Raw genomic sequence first — 19,841 nt, 5'->3', positions numbered from 1 at the left:
AAATCCTCACTTTTTAGTGGGGATTTTTAGTTTACATTTGTTAATAAGTACCAAAATTCACAAGCATGAAAATTATCGATTTATCAAAACCTATACAATACAACAAACAGGACCCTTGGTTTATGAAGGTTAAAATAAAACACAAACCTCATCGCAAGGCAAAATGGTTGATTCGTATTTTGGGCCTTCCCTTTAAGTTATTTCCCAAAGACTTTGTTGGATGGGCAGACGATACCATTGAAAAAATGGGAGTGCATGCTACGACACATATCGATGCTCCTTGGCATTACTCTCCTACCACCGGAGGAAAAAAATCAAAAACTATTGATGAAATCCCATTAGATTGGTGCTATGGTGAAGGGCTTGTTATCGACATGAAACACAAGGTCGATTTCGACCCGATAACAGTATCGGACATTCAAGAATTTTTACAGGCTCAAAAACTAGAGCTTCACCCCGATATGATAGTACTTATTAAAACTGGGAGAGATCAATTTAACGGAACCAAAGATTTTCACAAAAGAGGTACAGGCGTTAGTGCCGAAGCCACCAACTGGCTTATCGACCAAGGTATTAAAGTTATGGGAATTGATTCGTGGGGATGGGATTTACCATTACCCTACATGATAGAACAAGCTAAAAAAACAAACAATCCCGAGTTATTCTGGGAAGCACATCTCGTAGGAAAAGATAAAGAATACTGCCATATGGAACAATTGGTAAACCTAGACGCTCTTCCTTATTCAGGGTTTAAAGTAGCTGTTTTTCCACTAAAAATCGTAGGAGCCTCAGCAGCACCTGCCAGAGTTGTTGCCATGATGGATTAACCTTTTTAAAATACATAACTCCCGTAGTCTTCAACGAATATGGGAGTTCTACGTTAGGTACGGCTTCCTTTGTAAAAAAAACACCTTACAACTCCTTTGTTTGGAAATTCGTCCGACAACATTTTGGATTAAAAAATCTAATCACTACCTATTTTAAGATAAGGATATATCAGCAGAGTTCTGTATCTTTAATCTACCAAAGATTTCAAACATGAGTGCAGTTGGCATCCCAGAAAATTTGATACATGAGCCTAGTAAGATAAGCGCTTACCACTATCAATCTTTCCAAGAACTACATCAACAACAAATCCAACTCAGCAAACATGCGTTTAGCTTTTTGGAAGTGGGTACCAAAGAAGTACTCACCCCAACAAATAAATTATCGATTGCTTCGAATTCATTTTTACTGATGAGAGCTGGTCATTGCTTGATGACCGAAAAACTCGCCAAAAACGAAACCTATCAAAGTACCCTGCTCTTTTTTGACGCGTCGAGTTTGTATGACATCCTATTAAAACATCAGATCAGCCCGAGAAAACCTTCGAAACCACAAGGAGTTTATTCCTTTAAACAAACCGCTTATATTCGAGGTCTTGTCACGGGGATAAAAGATGTTTTAAAACTCCCTGAAGACCTGCAACCCGAGTTACTATTACTGAAATTAGAAGAGCTTATCGTTTACCTATACCACTACCACGGAGCGGCCTTCCTCTATGGATTTAATCACCTAAACTCGCCTGCTAAACAACAACTGATACAGGTAGTTGATGCTTATAAATACAAGAAACTACGGTTGGAAGAGCTCGCATTTTTAACACATATGAGTGTTTCAAACTTTAAACGTGAATTTGTCAAAACCTATGGGCAATCTCCCATAAAATGGTTTCAAGAACAGCGGTTGACTCTTGCTGCCTATCAATTGAGAGATCGAGGACAACGGGTTTCCGACGTTTATGAAGCCGCGGGATACGAAAGTTTATCTTCCTTTATCAATGCCTTTAAAAACAAATTTGGTTGTACTCCAAAAAAGTTTCAATAACTGGGCTTTTAGCGCTAGTTTTTGGGCCTTTGGAAACTCCCTGAACACCGACATTGAACTTAACTTTGCATAAAAAATCATATCATGAAACAATTTAATTTACTGTTCGCCCTGTTCCTATTGAGTAACCTATCGATTTTCGCTCAGGAAACTTTTACTTTACGCAGTAAAACGCTCAGTGGACAAGCAACGATAACACAAGAATTTAATGGATTTGGTTGCGTTGGAAAAAACGAATCTCCACAACTCAGCTGGAGCAACGCTCCAAAAGGCACCCAAAGTTTTGCCGTTACAATGTACGACCCTGACGCTCCAACGGGCAGTGGTTGGTGGCATTGGTTAGTATTTGACCTGCCAGCAAACACTCGCGAATTACCCGCCAATGCAGGGAATATCGCACTAAAATTAAGTCCTACAGGAAGTGTACAAAGCGTTACTGATTACGGCAAGCCAGGTTACGGAGGGCCTTGTCCTCCAAAAGGGCATGGTGATCACAGGTATATTATTACGGTATATGCATTAAAAGTTAAAAAGCTCGGACTAGATGCAAAGACCACACCAGCTATTGTGGGGTATTACCTCAACAACAACGCTTTGGCTAAGGCCAGCATCATAGCCTATTACAAAAGAGACTAGCATTCAATTAGGGCCCGAATATCTCTTCGGGCTTTTAGCTGTACTTTACCTTGCGCAGTACACGCATAGCATCTTTGTACTTTACATAAGTAGTTTTATCGTCCAAATCGCGAATATACGTCTTGACCTTTCTCAGGTATTTCGGAGCTTCTAAAAATCCATTCAAATAACAAATCAAATAGCTAGTAGGCATTCGTTGTACGTCATCGAACTCCAATACACTCAAAGCAACCCCTTTGGCTATTTTAGCGACAATCGCATTGTTAGCATTGTAAATATGGTACAGTATTTTCTTATCGAATTTCGGAGGTTCAAATAAGAACTCAGTAACGATATCGTGTAGCCCGTTGTCTTTAAAATTGATAATCGTCTTCTCTAAAGGGTAGCGTTTTTCTGTTTTATCAATACCGAGCATCAAGAATTCTGTGATAATAAACGAGTGCTCGTTAAAATAAATTTGTACATCGTCTAAATTGGAATAAAACAATCGCACTTGTTCATTGATCAGCTCAATATCGACGCGAGAATAAAATGTTTCATCACCGACCCTCGTCTTTTTCCCTGCCCAACAAACCACAAATTGTTCCTTAAACACTTTGTATTTTGGGTTGTAGGCCGCTTTGTGACGATTGACAAAATCAAAAACTCCATCCAGCGTTAGTTCTATATTATTTCTGGCATTTCGTTCGAGCGCTTCTACGATGGGCCTATTGGTATTCTTTAACTGAAAGGCACCTTCAACAGGCACCGAATTACTTCCTCTCCGGTAAAATACAGTCCCTTTATAATACTTCCAAGCCGTCTTTGCCAAGGATGAAATAGGCTTTTTGGGATAAATAGTAACCAAACCTACCACTTTATACCTGGGCAACCTCGGAAACGGAACGTTTTCGTACTCTATTTTTGGAGGGTTCACGAGGTAGGCATTCACTAAATTTTGAATTTTACTATCGTCGAAAAAATCGACGCCAACTATAGCATTTGACTCATCTTCTACCCCTATTACGATATACGAATTGTTATCTGGGTTGGAATTTGACAACGCGCAAACATGCTTTACAAACTTGGCTTTTCCTTCTTTAGAAGTAAAAGAAATCTTCTGCTTTTTATCATAAAAGCTATTCTCGTCATTTCGCGAGAGTAAATTTTTGATCAAAAGCCGTTTGTTAATCATCGTTTAGGGTACTTTATATCCTTGACTGGCCACCAATAAGGCAAACCAATCTTCAGTACTTAATACAATTTCCGCTGCCTCTAGAGCTTCTCTTAATCTACTGATGGTTGTAGTTCCTACCACGGGTAGAATTCCTGCTGGGTGTTTGTACAACCAGGCTAACAGTACTTGACTTTCTGTAATACTGTATTTCTCCGCCAAAAACAGCACCTCTTTTTGAAGTCGTTTTTGTTGTGCGCTCGTCTCTTTAAAGTACGATCCTAAAGGACTCCAGGCCATAGGACGTATTGCCGAAGATTGCATATGGGTCAAACTTCCATCCCATATAGCCTCGTAATTCGTTAGAGACACTTCAATTTGATTGGTACTCACAGCAGTGTACTTTTCCAGCAAGGCGGTCTGTGCAGGATTAAAATTTGACACACCGAAGTCGAGAATCTTTCCATCTTTCCTCAATATTTCAACAGCCTCAGCAATTTCTTCAGGTCTCATAAGTGGGCTCGGTCGGTGGAGTAATAATAAATCGAGATACTCGGTGTGCAAATGTTGGAGTGACTGTTCTACACTCCACACAATATACTCACTAGTATACTCATAATGCTTCACTCTGTTCGAACGCGCCTCGCCTGTGTACTGAATACCGCATTTTGATATCAGTTGTAACTCCGAACGCGAAATACCGCTGTTTTGAAAGGCCTTTCCAAAAGCGGCCTCTGTACTGTAATCACCGTAAATATCGGCATGATCGAAACTGTGAATTCCGATATCAACACACTGTGCTAATTGACGTTGCATTTCACTGGTTGACAGGTTTTTCCCCCAAGTTCCCCAGGACATGCAACCTGCGATTACTTTTGAAAACTCAGGCATCTTTTTTAACTATGGTTGCACTTGCTTGTGCCGTTGGATAAACTATTAAATCTTCGATATTGACGTGATAAGGTCTCGTTACCACAAAGTGAATAATATCGGCAATATCTTCGGGTTGCAGTGCTTTATACCCCTGATAAACTCCAGAAGCTCGTTCAGTATCTCCTTTAAATCGCACTTCCGAGAACTCGGTTTCTACCAATCCTGGATGGATGGCCGCTACGCGAATATTATGTGCATTTAAATCCAAACGCATTCCTTTATTCAAAGCATTGACGGCAAATTTTGAAGCACAATAAACATTCCCATTCGGATACACTTCTTTACCTGCAATAGACCCTATATTCACTATAAACCCTGCATTACGGGCAATCATCTGCGGAAGCACGGCCTTGGACACGTATAAAAGTCCTTTGACATTTCCATCGATCATTGCATCCCAATCGTCTAAGCTCCCTTCTTGAATGGAGTGTAGGCCATGGGCATTTCCCGCATTGTTTATCAAGATATCTATGTGCTGAAACTCCTCTGGAATTCCTTCAATCGCTGTTTTTACCGCATTGCGATCTCGAACATCGAAGGTCAAAATACACACCTTTACGAGTGGTGCTAACTCTTCTTTTAGCGCCTGTAATTTTTCAAGGCGTCGGCCACAAATGATAAGGTTGATAGCATTTTTTGCAAATATTTGGGCGGTAGCTTTCCCAATTCCCGAACTAGCTCCAGTAATTAAAGCAGTCTTACTCATCGTTACTATTTTCCTATAAAGGTACTTTATTTCGTGTGAATAATGAAGTTAAAAAAGAAAAACCGCCCCTGTGGGGGCGGTTTATTTCAATTGGCTATCGAAAAATAACCAACCAAAAATCAACTAACCAAACTTTATTTTAAAACTCTTCTTTCAACTGTTTTTCTTTTTATGATCGAGCGCTTTCTTCCTTCGTATTTCGTCACTGCTTTCGCACTCGATGTACCTTTACTTCTCAAATACTGCACAAATCCTCTTCCTGCAAAGGTATAGGTCGTTTGTGATCGGAGGTGGTACAATGCTATCCTTTCATCATTAATAACGCTCAACTCAAATTTTTCCGTATCTCCGCCATCATAATTAAGTGTTAAAATTTTCAACTTAGGATATCCATTGATATTAGCTACCTCATAACCACCCACATAATCCCATTTTATATTATCAACATTCATGCCAAAAGGATCATGAGAAGAGTAAAATGTAACATTATTTTTAGGGGTAAATTGTAAATAATGTTCTTTATCAAAGACATTCGGACTTCCTCCTGCTGTTTTTACACGTTCCCAAGCCATGTATTCTTGAAGAAAATACTCAATATTATCGTAAAACAACTTATCGTAATCGAAATTTCCACGTTGGTATCCAATCAAGTAGTAACTTACATTTCGTGAAGTACAATCAATTCTTATTTCGGTATTGGATAACTGTACTACTTCAAACTCGAAGCTCCCGTCCAGTCCGTGATTCAAATTTACAAACCTGTTTGACGTTGCATAGGATCCTACTGCTACTCCAAATCCATTTCCAGTTTTCCCAACGTCCACCATATTATTATTGGCATACAACCTACCATTTAAAAATGATAACGTAAAAGCCTTTGAAACAAATGGAACATTTCCTGTCCCTGCCGTTCTGTGATAATCTATATACCAAAGATCTTGTCCTTCTAACAACTCGCGCAATGAAATGGCCGTATCAATAGGATCGTCATTTACAACAGTACACGATGAGAAAAAGGTTGCTGAAACTAATATCAGAAATAGTAATTGTAGACGTTTCATAAGCTATAGTTTTTATGGTTATGCTTATGAGATTCCAAATTGCGTGCCAAAAACTACGGTCCGCCCACTAAAAAAACATAAAACCCTAAAAACCAACACCATAAAACAAAAAAAGAGTTACATTTCTGTAACTCCTTATCCTGTATTGTATTAACTTTTTTAGAAATTATAATTAACTCCTAAACCGAATACCTCTCTTGTTTGGAATCCTTCAAAAGCATTATCGTCATAAATAGCTTGGAGCGCTAAGTTCGCCGATAAATACTTGTTGATTTTCATTACGACGTTTACAGTATAATCGATGTCTACATTTTTAGCCTCTTCCAAATAGTTGCTGTACAAATTAAGAATATTCTCGATCGAGACATTCTCCATAATTGTAAACTTGTAGTATCCGCTAATAGAAGCTCCCAATTCGTATCTCGTTGACTCTCCCATAGCCACTCCGAATGCCGGTGCTAAATCAGAGCTCAACACAACTAACTTAGACGTTGCAGGAGCAATATTCACCTTTAAATTATCTGATTTTTTCCACAACATACCTGGACCAAACTGGAAGTAGGCAGGTGAAAAGAAGTGTGATTGCTGAACGCCGTTCACATCCGTTGAAGACATCTGCGTTTTGAAATTCAAAAATGCTGAATAATACCAATGTCCTGAAGCTTTTTTACCCGCTAGTGAGTTTAACTCCAAACGATCGTCTGTTTTTTTAGCAGATTCTCCGCGCAATTTGGTCAAACCGTACGATGCGATAATTTTATTATCCCAAGTCCAATCACCTTTGGCGTAATTAATATCGTAATTCAACCCTAAGGTTCCTGAAATGTTGTTGGTTCCTCCGGCTAACCAATTGTTAAATGCCGATTGGTTAAACAAGAACGAAACCGTTCCTCCTTTTTTCCATCCTCCTTGCGTTTCCTCTTTCTGATCTTGTGCCTTTACGGTGCATACTGCAAAAAATAACGCAATAGCTACTAATTTTTTCATTGTCTATAAATTTTGATTTTTTGAAACTACGAAAGTAGTCTTTTACCACAGTTTAAGACAACAAGTTTTTCAAAAAGTCACCTTTTATGAAACACATAATTTAGCCCTAAACCGAAGATTTGTTTAAATTGTACTTTACTCGACGCATTGTCATCCACAATAGTATGGAAGGCTACGTTAGTAGAAAGATACTTATTTATTTTAACAAAAAATCTCATTTGATAATCAATATCAACATTTTGTGGATGATCGAGGTAGTCCGAATACATGGCAAATATATTTTCCATCAAGACGTCTTTCATCACAAAAAACTTAAAGTAGGCCGACAGGTTAAACCCGAGTCCAAAAATAGAATTATCACCTTCTGGCACCCCGTATTTACCAGAAAACTCGTCTGAAACGAACGTAAATCGTGTAGAGGCCGGCACGATATTGAGTTTTGCATCGTCCGACTTTTTCCAGAGCATCCCGGGTCCAAAACTCCAGTACGCAGGTGATAAGAAATCAGAAATTGGCAATGCGGGATTCTTTTTGTAATCGTACCCGCGGGTAAACTGAGACTTAAAGTTACTCAAAAACGAAAAAAACCAATGCTTTCCAGCTTTTAAACCGAGCAGAGAATTGTACTCAAAACGATCGTCCGTTTTACGCATACCCTGGCCATCTACATAACTCAAACCATAGGTCATGGTAAACTTATTGTCCCAACGCCAACGGTTTTTACGGTAGTTGAAATCGTAATTTAACGCAATATTTCCAGCCACGGTATTACTACCCCCAGCTACCCAATTCGAAAAAGAAGATTGGTTTAACAGGAAGGTCATTTTTCCGGTAACATCCCAAACTTTGGGTACACTGTCTTGTTTTGTCTTTTCTTGCTTCGTTTTTTCTTGCTTAGTCTTTTCTTGCGAATATCCCCCTAAGGTGTTTCCTACTAATACTGCAAAAAGAATCCACTCAATTCTTTTCATGATTATCCTTCTATTTTACTTTTTTCTCTTGTACAATGGTACTGTAGAGCAAGCTTCTCCAAAGAGTAAGCTCTTTACTACAGGCTGTAATCGCTGTATTAAAAAGGCATATGCAGAAGAAGGGATAGGTTTATTAGCACATCCTTTTATGATTACGGGTTTATCTCGGAATTCTTCCAAGGGTAATTCGGCCAACAACTCCTGAAAAATAACAGTTTCCAAAAGTACCAAATCACCAATCACCACTTTCTTGGCTGATGTTGCCAAGGCCGTTGTCAGTAACAAATACGCCCACGAAGGGATAATTGCATCGGTACCGCAAGTAAGCGCTACGTAGGTATTGGTATACTGCGTCCAGTCGTGTTCACTTACGTGGGCTCTAAATTCTTTTTCTCTTAAAATCAAGCCTTCGTACAGCCAGTCTTTTATATCGAAAACGACCCTTGCACCTGACGGATAAAAATCTTCCAGGTCAATGGTCATCAAATTGCTCTTCGCGACTCTATTTACAATTTCCTCAGCCATTTCACTCTATTAAAGGAGTCCTAATTCCAACTTTGCTTCCTCACTCATCATGTCTTGCGTCCATGTTGGATCAAAGGTGATTTCTACCTCACAATTATTAATTTCCTTAAGTGTTTTCACCTTTTCCTCTACTTCTACCGGTAAGGTTTCGGCTACGGGACAATTGGGCGATGTCAAAGTCATTAAAATTTTAGCATCGTTTTCTTCGGAGATAAACACGTCGTAGATCAATCCTAATTCATAGATATCTACGGGAATTTCAGGATCAAATATTGTTTTTAAAACACGTACAATTTTATCTCCTAACTCTTCTAAATTTTCTTCGGTCATACCTTATACTCTTGTTACGTTATTCTTTTTTGGTCAATACTTATAAATTTGCCTGTTGGGCAATAGCGTACATTTTAATCTGTTTCACCATCGACACCAAACCGTTCGCTCTCGTAGGGCTCAAGTGTTCTTTCAATCCGATCTCATCGATAAAAGCGGTATCCGCTGCCATGATATCTTTTGGACTTTGATTCGTGAATACGCGCAATAATAATGCCACAATTCCCTTGGTCAAAATAGCATCGCTATCTGCCGTAAATTTCAGCACATCACCTTGAAGTTCAGAATGCAACCAAACCTTAGACTGGCAGCCTTTAATGAGGTTTTCATCCAATTTATACGCTTCATCAATTATTGGTAGTGATTTTCCCAACTCGATGATGTATTCGTAACGCTCCATCCAATCGTCAAACATCGAGAACTCATCAATAATTTCTTCTTGTATTTCTTTGATAGTCATTTTTTAAAACTATTTTTGCACAGTCGTAGACTGGTTTTGTATTAAAGGTGCAAAATTACGATAAAATTGGCACTTTTGTGCCTAATAATAACATTAGTAAACTAAATGATACGACTTTGTTAGTTTTTAAAGCAAAAACAGACAAAATTGATATCAATATTTGTTCTTTAAAAAGTATGAGTAAATTATTAGCAGTAGGTACCGTAGCATTCGATGCTATCGAGACACCTTTTGGTAAGACCGATAAGATTTTAGGAGGTTCAGGAACGTTTGTAGGATTAGCAGCTTCTCAGTTTGGTGTTCAAACAGGAGTTGTATCAGTAGTAGGAGGAGATTTTCCAGATTCGTATTTATCGATGATGGAAGGAAAAGGAATCAATACAGAAGGAATCGAAGTTGTAAAAGACGGAAAGACCTTTTTCTGGAGTGGTCGTTATCACAACGATATGAACTCACGTGATACCTTAGTCACTGAATTAAACGTATTGGAGCACTTTAGCCCAGTAGTACCTGAGCAATTTAAAGATGCTGAGATTGTAATGTTAGGTAACTTACACCCTTTAACGCAAGCTTCTGTTTTAGATCAGATGAGTGCTCGTCCGAAATTAGTAGTTTTAGATACGATGAATTTCTGGATGGACATCGCGTTAAACGATTTACACGAGGTTTTAAAACGCATTGATGTAATTACTATTAACGACGAAGAAGCACGTCAGTTAAGTGGTGAGTATTCGTTGGTAAATGCCGCGAAGAAAATTCACGAGATGGGACCTAAATACGTAGTCATTAAAAAAGGAGAACACGGAGCTTTGTTGTTTAACGAAGGTAAAATGTTCTTTGCTCCTGCACTTCCGTTAGCAGAAGTGTTTGATCCTACTGGAGCAGGAGACACCTTTGCCGGTGGATTCTGTGGCTACCTTGCAAAAACAGGTGATATCTCTTTTGCAAATATGAAAAACGCCATCATTTACGGATCTAACTTAGCGTCGTTCTGTGTAGAAAAATTCGGAACGCAACGCATGGAAGAACTAAGTGCTGAAGAAGTGCAAGAGCGCTTACAAGCATTTAAAGAGTTAACGCAATTCGACATAGAATTATCATAATGAAAATCCGCAGGAAATCCTGCGGATTTTTTTATACAACAACACAACAAAAAACACAACTAAACACTTAAATAACAGTAACAATGAGCGACGCTTTAAAACATGAATGTGGTATTGCCATGGTTAGATTACTCAAACCTCTCGAGTACTACAAGGAAAAATACGGAACCGCATTTTATGGAGTTAACAAAATGTACTTGCTTATGGAAAAACAGCACAACAGAGGTCAAGATGGTGCTGGACTTGCAAGTATAAAGTTTAACGTAGAACCTGGAACTCGTTATATCAGTAGAATCCGTTCGAACAAAACCCAACCTATTCAAGACATCTTTGGTCAAATCAACCAACGCATCAATGGTGTTTTTGAAAAAAATCCCGGAAAAATTGACGATGTACAATGGCAAGAAGAAAATATGCCCTACATCGGAAACCTCTTTTTAGGACACGTACGCTACGGTACCTTTGGAGGGAACAGCATAGAAAATGTGCATCCCTTTTTACGTCAAAGTAACTGGCGTCACCAAAGCTTAATCGTCGCAGGTAACTTCAATATGACCAATTCTAATCAGTTGATGAAAGAGTTGATAGAATTAGGGCAGCACCCTAAAGAATCAACAGACACCGTAACTGTAATGGAAAAAATTGGTCATTTCTTGGAAGATCAGGTAGCAGAGACTTATTTAGAGGCCAAAAAAGAAGGGTTAAATAAAAAAGATGCCTCTCCATTTATAGAGGAACACCTCGATATCCAACGCATTTTACAACGATCTTCACGCAATTGGGATGGTGGTTATGCTATGGCAGGACTATTGGGACACGGAGATGCTTTTGTCTTACGCGATCCATCAGCCATTCGTCCGGCATTTTATTACCAAGACGACGAAGTGGTTGTCGTGGCTTCTGAACGCCCCGTGATACAAACTGTTTTTAATGTTGATATCGATACCATTAAAGAAATAGAACGTGGACACGCTCTAATTATCAAGAAAAACGGAACTACCAGCATGGCTCCAGTAATGGACCAACGCGAAAAGAAGGCCTGTTCTTTCGAGCGTATTTACTTTTCGCGAGGAAGTGATGCTTCTATCTATGAAGAGCGTAAAAACCTCGGAAAATACGTTTTCCCAGAGGTGCTTAAGTCTATAGACCACGACATAGAAAACACCGTATTCTCCTATATTCCAAATACCGCTGAGACCTCGTTCTTCGGAATGATGGAAGCCGCAGAAGACGTACTCAACCAACAAAAAACCGACGCGATTTTGGCCGGTAATGGAAAGTTGTCAAAAGAACGCGTTATTGAGATACTCTCTACGAGACCACGATTCGAAAAAATAGCCATTAAAGATGCTAAGCTCAGAACTTTTATTACTGACGACAGTAGTAGGGATGACTTAGTAGCCCATGTTTACGACGTTACTTACGGCGTGGTAAAACCGACAGACAACCTAGTTATCATCGATGACAGTATTGTTAGAGGAACTACTTTAAAGAAAAGTATTATCAAAATCTTAGACCGCTTACAGCCTAAGAAAATTGTAATTGTCTCTTCTGCTCCTCAAATTCGCTATCCGGATTGTTACGGTATAGACATGGCAAAAATTGGTGATTTTATCGCTTTCAAAGCAGCGTTAGAGCTCTTGAAAGAAACCAATCAGTACCACGTTGTTTACGACGTTTATCAAAAGTGTATTGCTCAACAGAGTTTTGAAGACCACAGAATAGTCAATTACGTAAAAGAAATATACGCTCCTTTTACCAATGAGCAAATTTCAGCAAAAATCGCAGAAATGCTAAAAACGCCTGAGATTAAAGCCCAGGTAGAAGTTATTTATCAGCCTGTTAGTGGACTGCACAAAGCCTGTCCTGAAAATCTAGGAGACTGGTATTTCACCGGAGACTACCCTACAGATGGTGGTCACCGAGTTGTAAACCAGGCCTTTATTAATTTTTATGAAGGAAATGATAAAAGAGCTTATTAAACGCAACAATCCCGACGTGTATTCGTCGGGATTTTTTTATGTTTGGACAATCGTCTTGCTAATCGGTTTGGCAAGCTGTCAAACACCCAAACCAACGCCTATGTCAACAAAACTGGTCATCGCACATCGCGGAGCTTCCGGGTACCTCCCAGAACACAGTATGGAAGCCAAAGCCATGGCCTATGCCATGCAACCCGATTATATCGAACAAGATTTGGTATTGAGTAAAGATGGTATTCCCGTCGTAATTCACGATATCTATTTAGACGATGTCACGGATGTGGCCACCCGATATCCAGACAGACACAGAGCCGATGGAAGGTATTACGTTATTGATTTCACTTTCGAAGAACTACAAAGTTTACGAGTGATGGAACGTTTTAATCCAAAAACGGGTCAACAGGTATACCCTAAGCGCTTTCCAAAAGGGGTAGGTACTTTTCGCCTCCATTCTTTTGCACAAGAAATAGCGCTGATACAAGGCCTGAATGAGAGTACTGGCAATACTATCGGAATATATCCTGAAATTAAGAATCCCGCTTTTCATCACAACGAAGGGCAAGATATTGCGAAAATCACTCTTTCTATACTCGATGCTCACGGCTATCGCACGAAAGACGATCCTTGTATATTTCAGTGTTTTGACGCCAAGGAACTCGAACGCGTCCGCAAGGAATTACAATCAGACCTATTTTTAGTACAACTCATAGAACACCCTGAAGAAACACAACAATTAAAGCACTTCGCGAGCTACGCCGATGGCATAGGCCCCTGGTACAAGCAACTTCTTCATTCAAAAGAGGCAACGGGCTGGACCTTTAGCCCTCTGGTTGCACAGGCACACAAATTAGGCTTAGCGGTTCACACCTATACCCTTAGAGCTGATCAGCTCGATGAATTTGAAAGCTTTGACGAAATGATACAAGTATTGTATTTTGAAGCAGGAGTAGACGGTGGGTTTACAGATTTCCCTGACCTTGTAGTTCGCTCACTCCAATCCAGAAAAGAGGGAGCATCTCTGTAAAAAAATCGCTATTTTTGACCTATGAAAGTAGCTGTACTCACCTTTGGCATCACCCGTGACATCGTCGGGAGCAATACGCTAACCATGGAAGTCCCTGACAACTGTTCGCTATCGGTATTTAAATCGGAACTGTACAAAAAGTATCCTGCTATGGAGGCCCTAAAGTCATTGGCCTTTGCAATTAATGAAGTCTATGCACAGGAGCAATCCACGCTAGCGGAAAACGATACTATTGCGCTGATTCCTCCTGTTTCAGGTGGGTAACATTATTTCAAGTACTTTCCTACGAAAAAGGTTCCAAAGGGAAGTATTGATAAAACACTGACAATTCCAAAAGTTTTCCCACTCCAATTGAGTTCATACTTGAGCATAATTGCTAAAACGATGTATCCTACGAATAGTAATCCGTGAGGCATTCCTAACATTTTCACATAACTAGGATCGTTTTGTAGGTATTTAATAGGTACGGCAACGAAGAGTAAAAGGATGTATGACAATCCTTCTAACCAACTCACTATTTTAAATATATTTATCATAATAATTACATATTTACATGCACGGCCAATGAAAAGTTTCTTCCTGGGGCAGAAACTCCTGAAGCAAACTCTTTGTAGTGTACATCAAAAATATTTTGCACACTTCCCTGAACAGAAATTCCAGGCATTACAGAATACTTTCCAAAAAGTCCGACAGTCATCCAACTCGGTGTTCCGTAATACTTATCTACATCTTCTGTCGCATTCGGGTCTACTACCGGTGTTTGGTTTTGATTATCGATTCCTTCTGTTAAGTTATAGTCTTTGATATCCTTTTTGGCGTTAAATACCAGGTTTGCTCCTCCTTCAAAGCGTCCTCCTACGTAGTTTACTTCAAACCTTCCAAACAACGGTGGTATTGATGACATGGGCTCTTTTAAATCGTAGCTTTCTCCCTTGGTATACGTAATAAAACCAGTAGTACTCCAATTGGAAAACAACTTTCCTTGGTAACTCAAGGTAAACCCAGTAACATAAGCCGTTCCTTTGTTTACGTTGGCAACAATATCTCCTGCCTCTCCATCAAATAAAATAGTTGAGCTTCCATTTAAGCTAAAGGCCTCTCTGTAGATATAATTATTTAACAAGGTATAATAAACATTGGCACCAATACGAAATTTACGATCGTTAAAATACTTTTGAATTCCTATTTCACCATTGTACGCGTGTTCTGGCTTTAAATCGATATTAGGAACAGTAACTCTTCCTGCTTTCTCGCGAACCTTTCCTACATCATCGATATTGGGTGAGCGAAATCCAGAAGAAAGTACGGCATTCAACTGCCATGTTCTATTGGGTTTGTACACATACCCCACAGTAGCAGTTAGAGCGGTATTGTTTAAGCTAATATCATTGTTAGGAAGCTTTATAAATTGCTCGTCCAACCACTTTGCAGTTAAATTGGTATTGGTCAATCGCAAACCAGTATTTAAGGTCGACTTGCTATTGATATCCTGACGATAGTCGATGTACAATGCGGAACTCAAATACGTACTTCCGCCATCTGCATACCTCGACTGTACCGCAAAATCGCCTGCATAGCCCACCACCTTATTGTTTTGAACGGCTAAGGTCTTTCCGTAAGAATTTGAAGATGCATCGTTGTACGCCACTTCAAATCCGTACCCAAAATTACGCTTCTTTGCCAAGGGCACTGTAAAATCTCCATTGATACTAAAAATATCGACATCCTCAAAGCGGTACGTTCTATTCAAACTTCCGAACTTTCGATTCATTCGGCTTTCTTGAACATTTTGGTACGCCAAAGTAATAATTCCTTTATCCAACCACTTTTTACCGAGGGTAAAATCTAATTGCGGTGATACGAGTAATCTCTTTTGAGGCCCGTAATACCATTCTGCAAACTTTAATTGGCCGCTTTTCAATTCTGTTAAACGATCGAAGCGCGGAATATCAGAAGAGGTCGAGTATTGGATATTTACCTTTAAATCTGTGCGTTTTGATATCGGTACAAAAAACTTTTGCAATACATCCGTTTGATGAAAACCGGTATTTCGCTGTAGGTTGACATCGTTATTTACTGTAGGGTTGGCCTGGTAGTTACCGTCAAAATTCTCTGAATAATGAAACACCTTTCCCCAGTCTTCAAAACCGTGTCTTCTATTTTTCCCCATGCGGAGATCTCCAAAATTACTATGAGAAATACTCGTAAAAGAAGCCCATTTTTTAAAGCGAAGCTCGGTAGAAACTACGTTAGTCGTCTCGTTATTAGCACTGCTATATCGAGAAAACAGCTCCCCTTTCACCTCTCCTTTATCAGACAATTTCGGCGTTCTCGTATAATAGTGAATCACCCCTCCTAGCGCGTCAGATCCATAAATTACAGATGAAGGTCCAAACACGATTTCCGTACGGTCTAACATATTGGGCGCTACGGTAATCGAGTTTTGTAAGTGTCCTTTTCGGTAAATGGCATTGTTCATGCGCACCCCGTCGACAACGAGTAAAACCCTATTACTTTCCATTCCTCTCAACACCGGACTTCCTCCTCCAAATTGAGATTTTTGCACCTTAATTCCCGGTACACTTGCCAATAAATCAGCTGAAGTCTGCGGTGAAACTTTTTCTATATCCTTAGCAGAAAGTACGGCTATTTGCTCTGCAATTCTATTCGTTTTTTCTTTGTTTTTAAACAGTGACAGCACCACTTCATCGAGCTGTTCTGATTGTTTAGACAGGTATACCTGATAATCATTGAGCTCCAACAAGCGCTTTTTTAATCGGTGTTCTGCATAGGCCACATGAGAAAATATCAACACCTCATTTCGTGTAAAGGCATCGACATCTACCTGACCGTTTTCATCACTTACCGCTGATTTCGACTTATCTCGATTGAAAACAGCAACCGTTTCAATAGGTTTCCCTGTCTCGGCATCAATAATCGTTACAGTTTGAGCAAATAGGGGTATACTTACTAAAAAAAATAGTACTACTATAAGGTTTTTCATGACTAGCTAAACACTGTTTCTAATATATCTAATGATTTAGGAGCTTTAAATCCGTCCAAATGTAGCTCAAAATATTGAATTATACTGCGTAAGATGGATTGTCGCTCTTTCTTATTTAAAGAAATTGTATGAATTGCATCAAAATTTATGCCTAAAAGCCTTTTAAAGAGTACTAATTGACTTCCGGTAAGTGTTAATTTTTCATAGGGACTGGGAATAAAGCGTCCTTCGACCAAGCTAAACGCATCGTAATGCATATCGCTAACATCTGGATAGAACCCTAAAAACCTCGATAAATTCACTAAAAACAAGAGGTGAAAATTGGCAATATCATCGTGGGTATCCAACCAAACAAATGCCGTTTCTAGATAGGTATACAGCGATGGATTTCGTTCTTCTTCCCGAATAATTCCGGCGAGTACCTCAGCCAGAAACATCACAATCGTTTGTTTACTAATACTCGTGTGTATGCTGTAATAAGGCGTTGCTATTTGCGCATCTCGCAAACTGTTTAATGATTTTTTATCATTGTGGTTCGCTTCTATTTGCAGTAAGGTAAGTGGTTGGAAATAGGCCTTTTTAAGTTTCCCTTTTTTCGATTTGAGTACTCCTCTAATCATATAAGAGCGCAAACCATCTTCGAAGGTAAAGCACTTTACTATTAAGCTCGTATCACCGTACTTTAAAGCACTGAACACTACAGCCTTGGTACTGACGATCCCCATTAGTTCACAATTGCTATTTTCGTAGTCGCGGATTCTGAGTTATCCTCCGTTGTTAGCAACACAATATAAACGCCAGAGGCCACCTTAGTTCCCGCTAAGTTTCGCTTGTTCCAAGTAACTCTTCCTCCTGACAATTGCTGTCCTTCCACTACATTTGTTTCATAAACCAAGTTTCCTGACATGTCCAATATTTTTACATTGGTTCCCTTAGGAAGATGCGTACCATTACGACCGTCAATAGTAACTGTTGAATGATTCTTGAGTGCTGGATTTGGGTAGGCATATACCTCGCCCAGCTGTTCACCAAAAGGCGCCACCTTACTATTGTAGGCTACCATTCCTCTATTGGTAGCGAAATACACTTTTCCGGTGATATCATCTACCCTAATTTTTACAATTTTGTTCGATGGTAAGGGTGAATTGTCTTTGTTAAAACTGGCAATTGTTTGCTGTCCAGTAGGATTGGTGTACAGTACACCTCCATTTTCAGTTCCGAACCACTTGTTATCAGCACCGTCAATTTCTATGCTGTTAATTGTTTGGTCTCCCAATAATTTTTTGGGAATTCCTTCATCTACGATCACTACGGGTTGTGCGTCATTGACTGCATTGTCAAAAATACCTGAGGCATTATTAAAAACGACCAACCCTGTTAAAGTTCCTAACCATATCCTGTTATTTCTATCCACTCCGAGTGTTCGAACATTCAAATTTGGCAAGCTCCCTTTGGTCGCTTCAGTAGTCAATGCTTTCTTTTTATCACCAGCCTCATTAAAGGCGTAAACTCCATTACGTCGGGTACCTATCCAAACTGTATTGGAACGGTCAACAACCACTTCGTTCATTCCAGGTTTACTCCTAGAAGTCACGATAGACTCCAAATCAAAACTTTGCCAATTACCACTGGGATTGAGCTTTTTAAGCTTGTTGGAAACAGCCAGATTGGTCACCCATAAATTTCCTCGATTATCTAAGGCTGTACCACTAACCCTAACGGTTACCCGATTAGGATCGGCCGGCTCAATATCTTGCAAAGGACTATTGGTTTGATTGTAGAAAGCGGTAATTGCATCGTTGTCTATTTTTAACAAACCTCCTGTCAAAGCCGTACTAATACCGGCTCCCTTCACATCTCCAAAGGCACTTAAAAACACCGAGTTTTCTTTAGTTTTATCGATGGTAACCGCTACTAAATCACCAATAGGTTGACTGGGATTAAACGGAGAATTCAACCAATTCTTACCATTGTAATGGGAGTATCCTCTCCTATTTTGCAAAGGAGTATAGGTGGCATCGTAACCTCCGTAAACTACCCAAACATTATTATTATGAGCGTCAATACTAAAAATATCATTAAACAAAGGACCTTCAGGATGTACTTCTTCCAAGGTACCAACGGTCCCAACTCGGGTTCTTAGGATTCCATAGGTCGTTGTTGCCAAATAAATTTCATTGTTTTCTTCATACGCTTGATGCAAACTAAAATTGAAGGCACCTACGCGATCTACGCGCTGAATCTGCCCTAATCCGGCATTAAAAAAAACGGCATGTGACCTTAGTGCAACTCCTAAACTAGAGGCCGAGGCTTTCAATCCTTGTATGGGTTCGGTAAAAGTTCGAACGGGTGTTACCGCCGGTCCTTGCACAGCCATCAACTGATTTCCCGTACTGGCAAACAACTGACTCCCAAATACGTGAATCCCTGTATAATCACCTAAAAACCGCAAACTCCAACTAGTGGCATCAATCAAGTTAGGGTTGTTTACATTGGCCAAATAGACTCCACGAGCTGTTGCCGCGTAAAAACGATTATCAAAGACGGCTATTTCATTTACCTTTTCAACTGTAGAACCCGCTCCGATAAAATAGGTATCACCGAATTCCAACTTGTTTAAATCGTACACTACGATAGCAAAGGAAGTTGACAAATACAACCTATTATTGTATTCATAAATGTGGTTGATACTCTTTTCTCCTGTTTGGTTGAAGTTCGTTATTTCAGGTGAGGTAGTGATACGACCGCGTTCATCAATCACTTCTAATAATCCATCTTCGTAACCTATCACCAATTTTTTAGTGGACTCACTGTAGTAAATTGCGGAGGTCGTACCTCCTGAGAGCCCTTGTACTGACGATATTTTAGCTATCGCTTTCGTCCGTGTATTATAAGAAAATACGGCATTGTCCGTCACTGCGTAAAACACCTCTCCCGATTTGATAAAATCCTTTACATTGGTATAGGAAAACAAATCTTCCCAACGATCACTATAATCCGTTTGAGCCGTGGCAAAAACACTGAACAAAACGGAGAAAAACAACAATACTTTCTTCATATCAAAATCAAAGATATTACTAATAACGATAAATTGTAGTAC

At 39.5% G+C, this 19,841-nt stretch carries 20 protein-coding genes; 7 read left to right on the top strand and 13 right to left on the bottom strand.

Annotation, left to right across the window (positions count from 1 at the left end; translation table 11 throughout):
* The first annotated feature begins 65 nt into the window (after positions 1-65).
* The 3 genes from ACXAG7_RS10955 to ACXAG7_RS10945 all read left to right on the top strand — a co-directional run bounded on the left by ACXAG7_RS10955 (position 66) and on the right by ACXAG7_RS10945 (position 2,502).
* The gene (locus ACXAG7_RS10955) at positions 66-827 is read left to right on the top strand and encodes a cyclase family protein (RefSeq protein ID WP_476666822.1); all 762 of its coding nucleotides are present in this window, start codon (positions 66-68) and stop codon (positions 825-827) included.
* Between the two features lie 211 nt (positions 828-1,038).
* On the top strand, positions 1,039-1,866 hold the full coding sequence (locus ACXAG7_RS10950) for a helix-turn-helix transcriptional regulator (protein WP_476666821.1): 828 nt from the start codon (positions 1,039-1,041) through the stop codon (positions 1,864-1,866).
* A gap of 84 nt (positions 1,867-1,950) precedes the next feature.
* Positions 1,951-2,502 carry a YbhB/YbcL family Raf kinase inhibitor-like protein gene (locus ACXAG7_RS10945; RefSeq protein ID WP_476666820.1) on the top strand — a complete coding sequence of 184 codons (552 nt, stop codon included), beginning with the start codon at positions 1,951-1,953 and terminating at the stop codon, positions 2,500-2,502.
* Between the two features lie 34 nt (positions 2,503-2,536).
* Here ACXAG7_RS10945 and ACXAG7_RS10940 read toward each other — a convergent pair whose 3' ends face one another.
* The 9 genes from ACXAG7_RS10940 to ACXAG7_RS10900 form a co-directional block, all read right to left on the bottom strand.
* A complete protein-coding gene (locus ACXAG7_RS10940) occupies positions 2,537-3,676 on the bottom strand; it encodes a DUF5929 domain-containing protein (RefSeq protein ID WP_476666819.1) in 1,140 nt (379 codons plus the stop codon).
* Positions 3,677-3,679: 3 nt separating this feature from the next.
* Positions 3,680-4,546 carry an aldo/keto reductase gene (locus tag ACXAG7_RS10935; RefSeq protein WP_476666818.1) on the bottom strand — a complete coding sequence of 289 codons (867 nt, stop codon included), beginning with the start codon at positions 4,544-4,546 and terminating at the stop codon, positions 3,680-3,682.
* Positions 4,539-5,294: an SDR family NAD(P)-dependent oxidoreductase gene (locus tag ACXAG7_RS10930; RefSeq protein ID WP_408045505.1), complete on the bottom strand. Its 756-nt coding sequence runs from the start codon at positions 5,292-5,294 to the stop codon at positions 4,539-4,541. The genes ACXAG7_RS10935 and ACXAG7_RS10930 overlap by 8 nt, the downstream gene beginning before the upstream one ends.
* Before the next feature lie 134 nt (positions 5,295-5,428).
* On the bottom strand, positions 5,429-6,355 hold the full coding sequence (locus ACXAG7_RS10925) for a hypothetical protein (RefSeq protein ID WP_408045506.1): 927 nt from the start codon (positions 6,353-6,355) through the stop codon (positions 5,429-5,431).
* 159 nt (positions 6,356-6,514) lie between these two features.
* On the bottom strand, positions 6,515-7,342 hold the full coding sequence (locus ACXAG7_RS10920; RefSeq protein ID WP_408045507.1) for a DUF3078 domain-containing protein: 828 nt from the start codon (positions 7,340-7,342) through the stop codon (positions 6,515-6,517).
* A 77-nt stretch (positions 7,343-7,419) separates the two neighbouring features.
* Positions 7,420-8,313 (bottom strand): DUF3078 domain-containing protein, encoded by an 894-nt coding sequence (locus ACXAG7_RS10915; RefSeq protein ID WP_476666817.1) that lies wholly within the window; start codon positions 8,311-8,313, stop codon positions 7,420-7,422.
* A 15-nt stretch (positions 8,314-8,328) separates the two neighbouring features.
* Positions 8,329-8,838 (bottom strand): DUF2480 family protein, encoded by a 510-nt coding sequence (locus ACXAG7_RS10910; protein WP_408045509.1) that lies wholly within the window; start codon positions 8,836-8,838, stop codon positions 8,329-8,331.
* 9 nt (positions 8,839-8,847) lie between these two features.
* Entirely contained in the window at positions 8,848-9,168 is a 321-nt protein-coding gene (locus ACXAG7_RS10905) for a DUF59 domain-containing protein (protein ID WP_408045510.1), read from the bottom strand.
* A 40-nt stretch (positions 9,169-9,208) separates the two neighbouring features.
* A complete protein-coding gene (locus ACXAG7_RS10900) occupies positions 9,209-9,628 on the bottom strand; it encodes a SufE family protein (protein WP_408045511.1) in 420 nt (139 codons plus the stop codon).
* 176 nt (positions 9,629-9,804) lie between these two features.
* Here ACXAG7_RS10900 and ACXAG7_RS10895 point away from each other — a divergent pair, with 176 nt between their 5' ends.
* From ACXAG7_RS10895 to ACXAG7_RS10880, 4 genes are all read left to right on the top strand, one after another.
* Positions 9,805-10,731 carry a PfkB family carbohydrate kinase gene (locus ACXAG7_RS10895; protein ID WP_408045512.1) on the top strand — a complete coding sequence of 309 codons (927 nt, stop codon included), beginning with the start codon at positions 9,805-9,807 and terminating at the stop codon, positions 10,729-10,731.
* An 83-nt stretch (positions 10,732-10,814) separates the two neighbouring features.
* A complete protein-coding gene (locus ACXAG7_RS10890; protein WP_408045513.1) occupies positions 10,815-12,713 on the top strand; it encodes an amidophosphoribosyltransferase in 1,899 nt (632 codons plus the stop codon).
* The gene (gene glpQ / locus ACXAG7_RS10885; protein ID WP_476666816.1) at positions 12,685-13,737 is read left to right on the top strand and encodes a glycerophosphodiester phosphodiesterase; all 1,053 of its coding nucleotides are present in this window, start codon (positions 12,685-12,687) and stop codon (positions 13,735-13,737) included. Before ACXAG7_RS10890 ends, glpQ begins: the two co-directional genes overlap by 29 nt.
* Before the next feature lie 21 nt (positions 13,738-13,758).
* Positions 13,759-14,001, top strand: coding sequence for a MoaD/ThiS family protein (locus tag ACXAG7_RS10880; protein ID WP_408045515.1), 243 nt, complete (start codon positions 13,759-13,761; stop codon positions 13,999-14,001).
* A 2-nt stretch (positions 14,002-14,003) separates the two neighbouring features.
* Here the strand turns inward: ACXAG7_RS10880 and ACXAG7_RS10875 are convergent, their stop codons facing one another.
* From ACXAG7_RS10875 to porZ, 4 genes are read right to left on the bottom strand one after another with little or no spacing between them, the layout of a single operon-like run.
* The gene (locus ACXAG7_RS10875) at positions 14,004-14,273 is read right to left on the bottom strand and encodes a DUF3817 domain-containing protein (protein WP_159628392.1); all 270 of its coding nucleotides are present in this window, start codon (positions 14,271-14,273) and stop codon (positions 14,004-14,006) included.
* 5 nt (positions 14,274-14,278) lie between these two features.
* The gene (locus tag ACXAG7_RS10870; RefSeq protein ID WP_408045516.1) at positions 14,279-16,741 is read right to left on the bottom strand and encodes a TonB-dependent receptor; all 2,463 of its coding nucleotides are present in this window, start codon (positions 16,739-16,741) and stop codon (positions 14,279-14,281) included.
* Between the two features lie 2 nt (positions 16,742-16,743).
* Complete coding sequence (recO, locus tag ACXAG7_RS10865; protein WP_408045517.1) at positions 16,744-17,466, bottom strand: DNA repair protein RecO; 723 nt, start codon at positions 17,464-17,466, stop codon at positions 16,744-16,746.
* Positions 17,466-19,799 carry a type IX secretion system anionic LPS delivery protein PorZ gene (gene porZ / locus ACXAG7_RS10860; RefSeq protein ID WP_476666815.1) on the bottom strand — a complete coding sequence of 778 codons (2,334 nt, stop codon included), beginning with the start codon at positions 19,797-19,799 and terminating at the stop codon, positions 17,466-17,468. The genes recO and porZ overlap by 1 nt, the downstream gene beginning before the upstream one ends.
* Positions 19,800-19,841: the final 42 nt, after the last annotated feature.

Source organism: Tenacibaculum sp. AWR4_210 (assembly GCF_056160945.1).
Note: the sequence above shows the minus strand (reverse complement) of the source record. Positions and strands in the feature narration are given on the sequence as shown.

What these genes read in the sequence shown, in the direction of transcription:
- ACXAG7_RS10895 (WP_408045512.1), top strand. Translation starts at nt 9,805, where the DNA reads ATGAGTAAATTATTAGCAGTAGGTACCGTAGCATTCGATGCTATCGAG.
- ACXAG7_RS10900 (WP_408045511.1), bottom strand. Translation starts at nt 9,628, where the DNA reads ATGACTATCAAAGAAATACAAGAAGAAATTATTGATGAGTTCTCGATG.
- ACXAG7_RS10930 (WP_408045505.1), bottom strand. Translation starts at nt 5,294, where the DNA reads ATGAGTAAGACTGCTTTAATTACTGGAGCTAGTTCGGGAATTGGGAAA.
- porZ (WP_476666815.1), bottom strand. Translation starts at nt 19,799, where the DNA reads ATGAAGAAAGTATTGTTGTTTTTCTCCGTTTTGTTCAGTGTTTTTGCC.
- ACXAG7_RS10920 (WP_408045507.1), bottom strand. Translation starts at nt 7,342, where the DNA reads ATGAAAAAATTAGTAGCTATTGCGTTATTTTTTGCAGTATGCACCGTA.
- ACXAG7_RS10910 (WP_408045509.1), bottom strand. Translation starts at nt 8,838, where the DNA reads ATGGCTGAGGAAATTGTAAATAGAGTCGCGAAGAGCAATTTGATGACC.
- ACXAG7_RS10945 (WP_476666820.1), top strand. Translation starts at nt 1,951, where the DNA reads ATGAAACAATTTAATTTACTGTTCGCCCTGTTCCTATTGAGTAACCTA.
- ACXAG7_RS10955 (WP_476666822.1), top strand. Translation starts at nt 66, where the DNA reads ATGAAAATTATCGATTTATCAAAACCTATACAATACAACAAACAGGAC.
- ACXAG7_RS10875 (WP_159628392.1), bottom strand. Translation starts at nt 14,273, where the DNA reads ATGATAAATATATTTAAAATAGTGAGTTGGTTAGAAGGATTGTCATAC.
- ACXAG7_RS10880 (WP_408045515.1), top strand. Translation starts at nt 13,759, where the DNA reads ATGAAAGTAGCTGTACTCACCTTTGGCATCACCCGTGACATCGTCGGG.
- ACXAG7_RS10935 (WP_476666818.1), bottom strand. Translation starts at nt 4,546, where the DNA reads ATGCCTGAGTTTTCAAAAGTAATCGCAGGTTGCATGTCCTGGGGAACT.
- ACXAG7_RS10905 (WP_408045510.1), bottom strand. Translation starts at nt 9,168, where the DNA reads ATGACCGAAGAAAATTTAGAAGAGTTAGGAGATAAAATTGTACGTGTT.
- ACXAG7_RS10950 (WP_476666821.1), top strand. Translation starts at nt 1,039, where the DNA reads ATGAGTGCAGTTGGCATCCCAGAAAATTTGATACATGAGCCTAGTAAG.
- ACXAG7_RS10890 (WP_408045513.1), top strand. Translation starts at nt 10,815, where the DNA reads ATGAGCGACGCTTTAAAACATGAATGTGGTATTGCCATGGTTAGATTA.
- recO (WP_408045517.1), bottom strand. Translation starts at nt 17,466, where the DNA reads ATGGGGATCGTCAGTACCAAGGCTGTAGTGTTCAGTGCTTTAAAGTAC.
- ACXAG7_RS10915 (WP_476666817.1), bottom strand. Translation starts at nt 8,313, where the DNA reads ATGAAAAGAATTGAGTGGATTCTTTTTGCAGTATTAGTAGGAAACACC.
- ACXAG7_RS10870 (WP_408045516.1), bottom strand. Translation starts at nt 16,741, where the DNA reads ATGAAAAACCTTATAGTAGTACTATTTTTTTTAGTAAGTATACCCCTA.
- ACXAG7_RS10940 (WP_476666819.1), bottom strand. Translation starts at nt 3,676, where the DNA reads ATGATTAACAAACGGCTTTTGATCAAAAATTTACTCTCGCGAAATGAC.
- ACXAG7_RS10925 (WP_408045506.1), bottom strand. Translation starts at nt 6,355, where the DNA reads ATGAAACGTCTACAATTACTATTTCTGATATTAGTTTCAGCAACCTTT.
- glpQ (WP_476666816.1), top strand. Translation starts at nt 12,685, where the DNA reads ATGAAGGAAATGATAAAAGAGCTTATTAAACGCAACAATCCCGACGTG.